Origin of the sequence: uncultured Desulfovibrio sp., assembly GCF_944324935.1 — a bacterium.
Lineage (GTDB): Bacteria > Desulfobacterota > Desulfovibrionia > Desulfovibrionales > Desulfovibrionaceae > Desulfovibrio.
In genome coordinates this window covers 1-10,721 of the sequence record NZ_CALUYG010000060.1, presented here as the reverse complement: position 1 = coordinate 10,721, position 10,721 = coordinate 1, and the positions used below count along the sequence as shown (strand labels likewise).

Sequence of the window (10,721 nt, the reverse complement as noted above, 5' to 3'; positions counted from 1 at the left end):
GTCTGCTCGCTCCGTATCCCAGCGACCGTGCGTGTCCTCGCCCGCCTCGCGAAGCCGCCCAGGGCCGGCGGCCCCCCGCCCCTTCCCCCCAAAAAGTAACCAGCACGAGTCACCCCATAGGGAACGCCATATGACCGTTTTTGATCAGGACTATCTGCGGCGGGCAGAGGCCCGCTGCACGCAGGAGAGTCCGCCGCGCTGCCGTCGGGACTGCCCGCTGGACCTTGACGTGCGGGCCTTTCTGGAGCAGGCCGCGCAGGGCAAGTGGGCCGCTGCCCGTAAACTGCTGGAGCGTCATTTGCCGCTGCCGGAACTGTTCTGCCGTCTGTGCGACCATCCGTGCGAGGAGGGCTGCGCCCGCCGCGATCTTGGCGGTTCGCTGGACGTGCGCGGGCTGGAGGTCTTTTGTCTCGAGGCGCTGGGTCCGCAGTCCCGGCCGCTGCCCATGCCGCGCAAGAGCAGGAGCATCGCCGTGCTCGGCGCGGGACTTGCCGGGCTGGTGGCCGCCTGGGATCTGGCGGGCAAGGGCTATGCCGTGACCATCGTCCATGACCGGCCGGTGGAGGAGGGGCTTGCCGAGGCTTTCCCGCAATTGCCGGATATGGCCGCCCTCTGGGACGCCCAGCGGTCGGTGCTGGAACGCAAGGGCGTGCGCTTTGAAGCGGCGACACTGGATGCCGCGCGCCTGACGCGGGCCTGCGCCGAGGCGGATGCCGTGCTGGTGGACGCCGGGGCCGCGGCCGAACTTGCGCCGGAAGCGGCGGCAGTGGACGCCGCCACCCTGCACTGGCGGGATGCGGTCTGTGTGGCGGGCCGGCCTTCCCGCACGCCTGCGGGCATGAACTATGCGTCCGCCTCCCGGCAGGCCGGGGAAGGGCGGCAGGCGGCCCGATCGCTGGAACGGCTGGCCGGGGGCGTCTCCCTGACCGCCGCCCGTGAGGACAGCCCGCGCGAACTGCATACCCGGCTGGAGGGCATCTCGCCCGTGCCGCGCGTGGAGCCCGCCGCCGGGACCTACAGCGAGGCGGAAGCCCGGCAGGAGGCGGCGCGCTGCCTGCAATGCCAGTGCCTCATCTGCGTGAAGCAATGCCTGCTCCTGCAGAAATACAAGGGCTATCCCCGCGTCTATGCCCGGCAGATGTTCAATAATGCCGCCATCGTCATGGGCCTGCATCTGGCCAATGAGCTCATCAACGGCTGTACGCTCTGCGGGCAGTGCGAGGAGCTGTGCCCGGAGAATTTTTCCATGGCCGAGCTCTGCCTCACGTCACGGCGGGATATGGTGGAGCGGGGCTATATGCCGGCCTCGGCGCATGAATTCGCCCTTGAGGACATGGAATCCGCCTGCGGCGAGGCCTGCGCCGTCCGCATCCCGCCGGACGCGCAGCCTGCGGAAGGGGAAACTCCCGCACCGCACGACGCCACGCCGGGGGAGGGCTGGCTGTTCTTCCCGGGCTGTCAGCTTGCCGCCTCGCGCGGCGATCAGGTGGAAGCGCTTTTCGACTGGCTGCGCGCGGCGCTGGCCGGATCGGGCGAATTCGCCCCGGGGCTGGCGCGCGGGCCGGTGGGCCTGCTGCTGCGCTGCTGCGGCATCCCGGCGCGCTGGGCCGGGCGGGAAGCGGACTTCGCCGCGCAGACCGCCGCCCTGCGGGAACACTGGGAGGCCTGCGGCAGGCCCCGGCTGCTGGCGGCCTGTTCGTCCTGTCTGAGCGTGCTGCGGGAGGCGCTGCCCGAAGCCCGGCCGCTCTCGCTCTGGGAAGTGCTCGACGCGCTGCCCTGGCCGGGGACGGATGCCGAACCGGCGCACATGACGCTGAGCGTGCAGGACCCCTGTACGGCCCGGCATGACGCCGCCTGGCAGGCGGCCGTGCGTTCGCTGGCCCGCAAGGCCGGGGCCACGCTGGAGGAGCCCGTTCTCAGCGGCGGGGAAACGGCCTGTTGCGGCTACGGCGGCCTCGTCTGGTGCGCCCAGCCGGATCTGGCGGCATCCATGAGCGTGCGGCGCGGCGAGGAACTGGCGCACACGGCGCTCACCTCCTGCATCATGTGCCGGGACAGGCTGGTGGCCGGGGGCAAGGCCTCCCTGCATCTTTTCGATCTGCTGCCTCAGCTGGCCGGGCAGCCCGCGGAGCCCGCGCGTCCCGGCCCCGGGCTCTCGGCGCGCCGTGCCGCACGCGCCGCGCTGCGCGAACGCCTTGTACGGCGCTATCCCGGCTGCGGTGAGCCATCCTGCGACCGGACGACCGGCTGGCTGCCGCTGCATATCCCGGCCGAGGTGCTGACCGAAATGGAAGCCCGGCACATCCTGCGGGAAGACGTCTGCGAGACCGTTACCCGCGTGGAGCGGGAGGGCGCGTATTTCGTCAATGAGAGCAACGGGCATCGTCTGGGGGCCTGGCGGCCGCGACAGGTGACGTTCTGGGCGGAGTACGGCCCGGCGACGGACGGCGCGGGCTTCGTGCTGCACGCGGCCTGGTGTCATCGCATGCGCGTACCGGGGATACTGGCGGCGGACGGTCCGTCCGGCGGCCAGGCCTGTTGCGGGGGATGCGGCGACGAAGGACAGGGAGGTCAGGCATGAGCATGGGGCCCAATTACGCGCCCGACGGGGGGCCGTGGCGCTGCGGCCGCTGCGGCTGCGCGCTGGATCAGGGCAAGGTGCAGGCCGAATACCTGCAAAGCGCCTTTGACGTCTTTCTGCCGCGCTGTCCGCAGTGCGGGCTGACCATGATCCCGCGTTCGCTGTCCGAAGGCAAGATGCTGGAAGTGGAGCGCCTGCTGGAAGACAAGTGATGTCCCAGCCCTGGACGCATCCTTTGTTCCGCGCCGTCAGCGGCGGGGAATGGCATCCCGGCGGCGCAGCGGCCACGGAACGCCTCTGGCGGGCCTGCCGGGCCGCGCTGACCGATGGTGTGGAGCCTGCCGGAGAGCGGGACGGCGGGCGGCGGCCGCGCCTGCTGGACGCGGGCTGCGGCGAAGGCGCGACGGCATGGCGGCTGGCGGCGGAAGGACAGGACGTCGTGGCGCTGGACAGGACGCCGCAACCCGGCTGGCAGGCCGTGCCGTGGCTCGGAGCGGGGGCGGCCCGACCGCTCTTTTGCACGGCGGACGTCTGCCGTATCCCGCTGCGGGATGACTGGGCGGATGTGCTGCTCTGCCAGTGCGTGGCCTCCCTCCTGCCGCGACCGGAAAACTTTTTTGCCGAGGCGGCCCGCGTGCTGCGGCCCGGCGGGGTGCTGGGCTTCAGCGATCTGATGCGGCGTGCTCCAACCGCAAGCCCGGCAGCCTGCGGCGCGGCCCGTGCGGCCGGGACACTGCCGGAGACGCCCGCCGTGCCCGTGTCCGGCGGCTGTGCCGCCGGGGCGCGCGCTCGTGAGACGTGGGAAGGCCTCCTGCGGGAGGCCGGTTTCCGTCTCCTGTCCTTTGCGGATGAGAGCCGTGAACTGGCCCGGCTGGCCGCGCAGCTCATCTGGTATGGCGACGGCGCGAGCCTGCACGCGCTCGGTCTGCGCTGCGCGTCCGGCCCGGCGGCTCCCGGCAGCCCGGCGAGCCGCCCCGGCTACGGCGTCTGGGTGGCCGTGAACGCGCGCCGGACGACGTGAGCCTGAGGCACTGTATTCGCTGCTTGTTTGGGGGGAAGGGGAACCCCTCGCGTTGCTGCCGAGCCCGTAAGGCTCCTGCGTCGCCTGACGGACACGGCCCTGCGGGCCGCCCGTCGGGTCGCTGCCGGCGCGGGAGGGGTTTCCTTTCCCCCAAACAGCTGGCTGATTGTGTTAACCGCCCCAAGGGCAGGACTCATTATCAGGCAACATGTTCTGACTGAGATATTTTTATAACTTGTTGTAAAATAAACACTTATCTTTATAACCTGAGGTTTTTCCAATTACTTTTACCCAAGTAGCGGGTGTTGGGGAGAGGGGGGGGATTTTGGGGGGGAAAAAACCTTTTTGCCGCGCGCAAAAAGGGGGTTTCTTCCCCCTCACAAAAGAGTAATAAGTCCTGAGCCTGAGGAGAGAACGAATGCATCCGCTCATGCTGGAACTGTTGCCGTGGGTGCGGCAGGGCTATTGTTGCAGTCAGCTCCTTCTGCTGCTGCTTTTGCAGGCGCGCGGAGAGGAGAATCCCGGACTGGTGCGCGCCATGCAGGGCTTGTGCGTGGGCATCGGCCATGCGGACGGCCCCTGCGGCCTGCTGACCGGCGGGGCCTGCGCCCTCGGCCTGCTGGCCGGGAAGGGGGCGGACGACGAAGAAGCTCAGCCCCTGCTGGAGGCCCTGCTCAACGACTATGCCCAGTGGTTCCGTGAACGCACGGCCGCGTTTGGCGGCGGTTCCTGCGACACGGTGGCGGCCGGGCTGGCGGCCGAGCGCGGCGAGCCCGGGAGCAACGCGGCGGGGCGGCCCGATCCCGCCGGTTGCGGCGATCTGCTGGCCGAGGCCTGGGAAAAGCTGCTGGAGCTGGCGCAGTCCTATGATCTGGACATTATGGCCCATACGGAGCAGGCATGAGCGAGACAGCCCGGACCCTGCACCGCACGCAGAGCGTCTGTCCCGTCTGTCTGCGGCGCATCGACGCCGCCTATGTGCGGGAAGGGGAGGCGGTCGTCTTTCGCAAGTCCTGCCCCCAGCACGGCAGCTTTGCCGTGCCCGTGCTGCGCCAGACGGGCGGCCTGCCTGCTTTCGAGGACTGGCAGCGGCCCAAGACGCCCTCCTATCCGGCCCATCCGCTGACCGCGGCGGCGCAGGGCTGTCCCTTCGACTGCGGCCTCTGTCCCGGCCATGCCCAGCACACCTGCAGCGCCCTGCTGGAAGTGACCCTGCGTTGCGATATGGCCTGTCCCGTCTGCTACGCCGCCGCGGGCGGGAAGGATGTGCCGCCGGACCCGGACATGGCGACGCTGATCCGTCAGCTTGACCGCCTGCGGCAGGTCTCGCCGGGCTGCAACGTGCAGCTCTCCGGCGGCGAGCCCACCTTGCGGGACGACCTGCCGGACATCATCCAGGCGGTGCGCGCGCGAGGTTTCGGGCTGGTGCAGGTCAACAGCAACGGGCTCCGACTGGGGCGCGAACCGTCCTGGGCCGCACGCCTGCGCGAGGCCGGGCTGGATTCGGTCTATCTGCAATGGGACGCCCCGGATGACGCGGCCTGCGCGCCCCTGCGCGGCAGCCTGCCCCAGGGGGAGAGCCTCATGGCCCGCAAGTCGGCAGCCGTGCGGCATTGCGCGGCGGCCGGACTGGGGGTGGTGCTGGTGGCCACTCTGCTGCCGGAGGCCAACCTCCCCCGGCTGGGCGATCTGCTGCGGCAGGCCCTGCGGCTGGGGCCCGCGGTACGCGGTCTGCATCTGCAACCGCTTTCCCGCTTCGGCCGCTATCCCGGCGATCTGCTGACCGCGCCGCGCCTGCCGCTCTTCGGCGTGCTGGAGGCCCTGTGCGCGCAGGCTCCCGAGCTCGTGCGGCCGGAGCATGTTCATCCGCCAGGCTGCGAGCATTCCCTTTGTTCCTTCAGCGCGGTCTATGCCCGCGAGACGGCCCCGGACGGCACGCCCGCTCTGCGCCTGCTCGCCGATGCCGCGCCCGCCTGCTGCGGCCCGTCCTCACCCGCCCGTCCGGCGGCAGCGACGCTGACGGCTCCGCTGGAGGCCGCCGAAGGGGCGCGCCGCTCCCGGCAGTTCGTGGCCGCGCACTGGGCAGGCGCGGAACCGGCCTCCGCGTCCGTCGTCGCAGCCGATGATTTCAGTCGATTCCTGGCCCGGGCCGGCATGGAGCGGCGCTTCACCCTCTCTTGCATGGCCTTCCAGGACGCCCTCGATTTTGACGTGGAGCGCGTGCGCGGCTGCTGCATCCACATCATGCGGCCCGACGGAAGGCTGGTCCCCTTCTGCGTGCAGAACCTGACCGCCGTGGATGGCAGCATGCTCTATCCCGACCGGCTGCACCCCGGCAGCCCTGAGGACGGAGGCGGGCATGGCGGATAGCGCTCCCTTTGCCCACGCTCTCGACGCCTGGCTGGCCCGGCAATGCGGCGCACGCACGCCGGAGGACTTGTGCGCCTGCCTTGCCCGGCGGCGGCGGGAGCTGCTCACGGCCCAGCTGCGTCACGCCGTGACGCGCAGTCGCTTCCATGCCCGCCACCTGAGCGGACAGGACGTGGCGCTGCCTTCGCTGGACGCGCTGGCGCGGCTGCCCTTCACCACGGCTGATGATCTGCGCCATTGGGAGGACATGCTCTGCGTATCGCTTTCCGACGTGGAACGCATGGTGACGGTGCAGACCTCCGGCAGCACGGGGACGCCCAAGCGCCTGGCCTTCAGCCTGCACGATCTGGCCCGGACGCGCGACTTTTTCGCCGTGGGTATGCGCTTCCTCATCCGGCCCGGGCAGACCCTGCGGGTACTGCTGCCCGGCGCGCACCGGCCGCAGGGCATCGCGGACCTGCTGCGGCAGGGCCTCGAGCCGCAGGGCATGACGGTGGCGACGGACGAACGGCTGGCCGCCCTGCTGCTCGAGGCCGGGGACGAGGGCGGGCGGGGCCTTCCTCTGCGAAAAGACGACCTGTGCGGCCCGGACGCGGCGGAGGCCTGCGTGCTGCTCCTGCTGCCGCAACAGCTGCGGGGACTGCTGCGCTGCCGCCCGGCGGCCCTGCCCGGCGTGTCCGGCATCCTCAGCGCGGCCGACTGGCTGGACCCGGCCCTGCGCGCGGCGGCGCGGCAGGCATGGAGCATCCCGGTGCTGGAGCATTACGGCTCCACGGAGAGCGCCTTTGCCGGGGCCGTGGAATGTCCGGCCTGCGACGGTCTGCACTGGCAGGCGCTGGATCTGCTGCCGGAAGTTATCGACCCCCTGAGCGGCGAGGTCCTGCCGCCCGGGCAGCCCGGCGAACTCGTGTTGACGACCCTGCAACGTGAGGCCCTGCCCCTCATCCGCTACCGGACGGGAGACATGGCCGTCCTTACGGAAACGCCCTGCGCCTGCGGCAGTCCGCTGCCGCGCCTCCGGCGCGTGCTGGGCCGCATCGTCCACGGGCCGGACGGCATAGAGGTGGTGCATCCTCGCAAGGGCGGGCCTGCCCGCTGAGGGCGTGTTGACGTTATCAGGATTTATTTGGGGGGAAGGGGAACCCCTCGCTCTGCTGTCGATGCCCGTAAGGCTGGGCCGCCTCTCGGTCGCTGCCGGCGCGCCCCAAGCCCCCATCCCTTCCCCGGCGCGCTTTTCAATGTTTTGTCTTTGGAAAAGGCAAAACACGAAATGGGGCTCAGCGCCGCCCGGCCCAACGTGGACGGAAAAACCGCGTTTTTTTTCCGCGAAATGACAGGTTGTACGGCCTGGAACGTGAAGCGTTTCAAACGGAAAATGCTCCATGTTCCACGATTGGGGGAGAGGTGTCCGGCTGGAGTTGTCGCCCGTCCTGCGCTGCGTTTCCGGCGCGGCCTTTCCCGCGTGTTGCGGCAAAAAAGGCGGCAAGGGAGCATGGATATGGAATACGCTGTCCTGTGTGCGCTGGTGCTGCTGTGCGGAGGCCTTTTTTACGCGAAGCGGCGGCGCGGCAAGGCGGGGAAAACGGTTGCGGCGAAACGAGCCGGGCGCGACTGGCCCGCCACCTACGAGGAGAACGAGCGGGACATCACTTCCCGCTTCGGGGCGCTGCCCTGTGACGGCAGGCAGTGCGGCCGCGTGCGGTGCAGTCCGGTGGAGCGCCTTTTTTGCCGGGATGTACTGCGACCGGTGATGAGGAAGCACCATTTCTGCGGTCAGTACGAGATGCGGCTTTCTGCCGAGAAATACCGCATCGACTTTGCCGTCAACACCACGGACGGCCGCCGCATCGCCCTTGAGCTGGACGGCTTCCGCACGCATGTCCAGGAGATGGATCCAGAACAGTTCGGCAGGCAGCTCCGCCGCCAGAATGAACTGGTGCTGGCGGGCTGGCAGGTGCTGCGCTTCTCCTTCCGGCAGCTCACGCAGGAAGCGGAAGCCTGCCGCCAGATGGTGCGGCGGGCGCTGACGTCGAGCAGGCCCCCTGTGTTCACGCCGCAGCCGCCGTTTCGTTCGCTGGGCGACAGCGGTCCCGGCAAACGCGGAGCTCCGGCCAAGGGCGGCAGTGCGCGACGGGGGACGTAAGGGATACAATGGCTTGTTGGGGGGGAAGGAGAGGGATCATATGCCATATGCCGTGCTGATACTGGCCGCCGGGCAGGCGTCCCGCATGGGGCGCTGCAAGGCGCTTTTACCGTTGACGAAAGACGCGGGCGACCATGCCCTGTCCCGTCTCACGCGGCTCTGGTCCGGCGCTCGCGTCCGTCTGGCGGTGACGGGCTTCCATGCCGATGCCGTGGAAAAGGCCTGCGCGGACCTGGGGTGGGGCTGCGTCCGCAATCCGCGGCCGGAGCGGGGCATGTTCTCTTCCGTATGCACGGGGCTTGCGGAGATAGCGCGCGGTGCGGCGGCCTCGGGCATCGACGGGGTCTTTTTGCAGCCCGTGGACGTGCCTCTGGTGCGCCCGCTCACCGTGGCCCGCCTGATCGAGGCGGCGGCGGAGTTTCCCGGCGCGGCGCTCATCCCGACCTTTGCCGGGACGGAAGGACACCCGGTCTTCTTGCCGGTGGGGCTGCTGCCGTCCATCCTGGCGGCGGAGGGGAAGGGCGGCCTGCGGGCCGTGCTGTCGTGTCTGCCCCTGCGCCATGTGCCCGTGGCGGACGCCCTCATGCTGCGGGACATGGACACGCCGGACGATCATGCCGCCCTGCGCGCCCTGGCGGCCGGGACGGATGTCCTCAGCGTCGCCGAAGCGGAAGAGCTGCTGCGGCTGCGGGGCGTACCGGAACGCGGCCTGCGACATATGCGGGCCGTGAGCAGGGTGGCCGGGGCGCTGGCGCTGGCACTGGGACGGGCGCGTCGCGTCGCGGACGCCCCGGTGGCCGTCCCTGATGTCGCCTGTTGCCGTGTGGCCGGACTGCTGCATGACGTCTGCAAGGGCGAGGCTGATCATGAAGCCGCCGGAGAGCGGCTGTTACGGGGCTACGGGCTGGAGCGGCTGGCGGGCATCGTGGGCGCGCACCGGGACATGACGCCCGTCCCCCCTGAAGAGCTGACGGAAAGGGAGCTCGTTTTTCTGGCGGACAAGTATTGCCGTGGCGGCGACTGGGTCAGCGTCTCCCGGCGCTTTGCGGACAAGCTGGAGCGCTATGCCGGGGATGAGGCCGCCTGTGCCGCCATCGAGGGCCGCCGCGAGCGGGCCTTGGGCATGGAGGCCGCCCTGGCGGAAGCCTTGCGCCCGCTGGCGGGCCAGGGCAAGGCGGCCGACCCCGCGGCCATTGCGCGGCAGGCGCTGGCGGACGGGGGCCCCGCCGAGCATGACGGAGCGGGACGGCATGCCGCCGGCGAGTGAGGCCCGTCCGGGCGACGTCTGGGCCATGCGGCACGGCGCGGTGACGGAGACCGTGCGTGGTCGTCTGTACGGCAGGCTGGACGTGCCGCTGCATCCGGCGGCCCGGGAACAGATGCGACGGGCGGCCCGGGACTTCCTGCGGCTGCGGGAGGCGCTGTACGGAGCGGAAGGGCTGCCGCCCGTGCGGGTCGTGAGTTCGCCTCTTTCCCGCTGCCGGGAGAGCGCCTCCCTCGTGCTGGCCGTCCTGCGCGAAGCCGGTGGGAACGTCTTCCCGCCGCTGCGGGAACCGGCGTTGCTGGAGGTGGCGCTCGGCCGCTGGGAAGGGCTCCGCAAGGAAGACATCCAGCGTAGTTTCCCCGTGGAATGGGCGGCGCGCGGAGCGGATCCGGCCCGCGTGGCCCCGCCGGGGGGAGAGAGCTTCCAGGACGTGCAGCGGCGGGCGCTGGCGGCCGTGCGGCGGCTTCGGGCCGCGCATGCCGGGGAATGTCTGCTCTGTGTGAGTCACGCGGGCGTCATTCGCAGCCTCATGGCGCATGCGCTGGCCCTGCCGCTGACGGAGGTGCTGCGTCTGCCGCTCCCGCCTGCCGCCGTCGTACGGCTGGAGACTGAGGAAGAGGCGTTGCGGGCAGGCGAGAGAATGACGCTGCCAGCGTGACGCGGAAGAGCGCGGTGGGATCCGAAGGAGCGCCAGCGGCAGGACGGCCGTCCGCAAGGGGATGCGGGCCGTTGTCCTGCCGCTTTTTACGGTCTGTCTTAGAGCTTTTTCAGTGTGAAACGCTTCGCGTTCCACACCATACGGCCTGGTATTTCGCAGAAAAAACGCGATGTTTTCGCTCACTTTGGGCCGGACGGCGCTGTGCCGCTTCGCATTTTGCCTTTTTCAAAGGCAAAATTCTCTAATATTATAAGACAAATACTCTGTATGTGCTCCGCTTGCCTGGGGGGCTGGGGGCCTCGTGCCCTCGGCTCTTCCCCGGTAAAAGCGCGCTGGGGAAGGGATGGGGGGCTTGGGGGGCAGATTGTAAATTGAAAGTTAACAGAGGGCTTGCCAAAAAAAGAAAGCCCCATGACAGTTGTTTTGCAAGCAAACACCTCAACAACGAGGAACTGTCATGGGGCAAAAACACCTTACCAAAACTCACAGAGAAATCATAGAGCGGCTTCTGGGGGAAAAATCCCTCAGGAGCATTGCCGATCTCCTCGGCTACAGCCCAGCGGCCATTTCAAGGGAAGTCCGGCGAAACGCCAATAAAAACGGCAGGTATGATGCACAGGCCGCTCAAAGGCGGGCCGACTGGCGTGCCTCAAAAGATAAGAACGCGGGAAAGCGGACGGCTTT

Annotated in this window: 10 protein-coding genes; all 10 read left to right on the top strand. The window is 69.4% G+C overall.

What is annotated here, in order from left to right; genetic code table 11:
* The first annotated feature begins 130 nt into the window (after positions 1–130).
* Entirely contained in the window at positions 131–2,581 is a 2,451-nt protein-coding gene (locus Q0J54_RS11105) for a pyridine nucleotide-disulfide oxidoreductase/dicluster-binding protein (RefSeq protein ID WP_296305713.1), read from the top strand.
* Positions 2,578–2,793, top strand: coding sequence for a DVU_1557 family redox protein (locus tag Q0J54_RS11100; protein WP_296305711.1), 216 nt, complete (start codon positions 2,578–2,580; stop codon positions 2,791–2,793). The genes Q0J54_RS11105 and Q0J54_RS11100 overlap by 4 nt, the downstream gene beginning before the upstream one ends.
* Entirely contained in the window at positions 2,793–3,602 is an 810-nt protein-coding gene (gene trsM / locus Q0J54_RS11095; RefSeq protein ID WP_296305709.1) for a DVU_1556 family methyltransferase, read from the top strand. The genes Q0J54_RS11100 and trsM overlap by 1 nt, the downstream gene beginning before the upstream one ends.
* Positions 3,603–4,020: 418 nt before the next feature.
* Positions 4,021–4,506 carry a DVU_1555 family C-GCAxxG-C-C protein gene (locus tag Q0J54_RS11090; protein WP_296305707.1) on the top strand — a complete coding sequence of 162 codons (486 nt, stop codon included), beginning with the start codon at positions 4,021–4,023 and terminating at the stop codon, positions 4,504–4,506.
* The gene (trsS, locus tag Q0J54_RS11085) at positions 4,503–5,972 is read left to right on the top strand and encodes a radical SAM (seleno)protein TrsS (protein WP_296305705.1); all 1,470 of its coding nucleotides are present in this window, start codon (positions 4,503–4,505) and stop codon (positions 5,970–5,972) included. The genes Q0J54_RS11090 and trsS overlap by 4 nt, the downstream gene beginning before the upstream one ends.
* Entirely contained in the window at positions 5,962–7,071 is a 1,110-nt protein-coding gene (locus tag Q0J54_RS11080) for a DVU_1553 family AMP-dependent CoA ligase (RefSeq protein ID WP_296305703.1), read from the top strand. Before trsS ends, Q0J54_RS11080 begins: the two co-directional genes overlap by 11 nt.
* A gap of 399 nt (positions 7,072–7,470) precedes the next feature.
* Complete coding sequence (locus Q0J54_RS11075; protein WP_296305701.1) at positions 7,471–8,115, top strand: endonuclease domain-containing protein; 645 nt, start codon at positions 7,471–7,473, stop codon at positions 8,113–8,115.
* Between the two features lie 40 nt (positions 8,116–8,155).
* Positions 8,156–9,382, top strand: coding sequence for a DVU_1551 family NTP transferase (locus Q0J54_RS11070; protein ID WP_296305699.1), 1,227 nt, complete (start codon positions 8,156–8,158; stop codon positions 9,380–9,382).
* Positions 9,366–10,037, top strand: coding sequence for a histidine phosphatase family protein (locus tag Q0J54_RS11065; protein ID WP_296305696.1), 672 nt, complete (start codon positions 9,366–9,368; stop codon positions 10,035–10,037). The genes Q0J54_RS11070 and Q0J54_RS11065 overlap by 17 nt, the downstream gene beginning before the upstream one ends.
* Positions 10,038–10,494: 457 nt before the next feature.
* A partial coding sequence (locus Q0J54_RS11060) for a helix-turn-helix domain-containing protein (protein ID WP_296305694.1) occupies positions 10,495–10,721 on the top strand: 227 nt, incomplete at its 3' end.

Excerpts from the sequence above, each read along its gene's own strand:
- Q0J54_RS11105 (WP_296305713.1), top strand. The coding sequence starts at position 131 with ATGACCGTTTTTGATCAGGACTATCTGCGGCGGGCAGAGGCCCGCTGC.
- Q0J54_RS11100 (WP_296305711.1), top strand. The coding sequence starts at position 2,578 with ATGAGCATGGGGCCCAATTACGCGCCCGACGGGGGGCCGTGGCGCTGC.
- trsM (WP_296305709.1), top strand. The coding sequence starts at position 2,793 with ATGTCCCAGCCCTGGACGCATCCTTTGTTCCGCGCCGTCAGCGGCGGG.
- Q0J54_RS11090 (WP_296305707.1), top strand. The coding sequence starts at position 4,021 with ATGCATCCGCTCATGCTGGAACTGTTGCCGTGGGTGCGGCAGGGCTAT.
- trsS (WP_296305705.1), top strand. The coding sequence starts at position 4,503 with ATGAGCGAGACAGCCCGGACCCTGCACCGCACGCAGAGCGTCTGTCCC.
- Q0J54_RS11080 (WP_296305703.1), top strand. The coding sequence starts at position 5,962 with ATGGCGGATAGCGCTCCCTTTGCCCACGCTCTCGACGCCTGGCTGGCC.
- Q0J54_RS11075 (WP_296305701.1), top strand. The coding sequence starts at position 7,471 with ATGGAATACGCTGTCCTGTGTGCGCTGGTGCTGCTGTGCGGAGGCCTT.
- Q0J54_RS11070 (WP_296305699.1), top strand. The coding sequence starts at position 8,156 with ATGCCATATGCCGTGCTGATACTGGCCGCCGGGCAGGCGTCCCGCATG.
- Q0J54_RS11065 (WP_296305696.1), top strand. The coding sequence starts at position 9,366 with ATGCCGCCGGCGAGTGAGGCCCGTCCGGGCGACGTCTGGGCCATGCGG.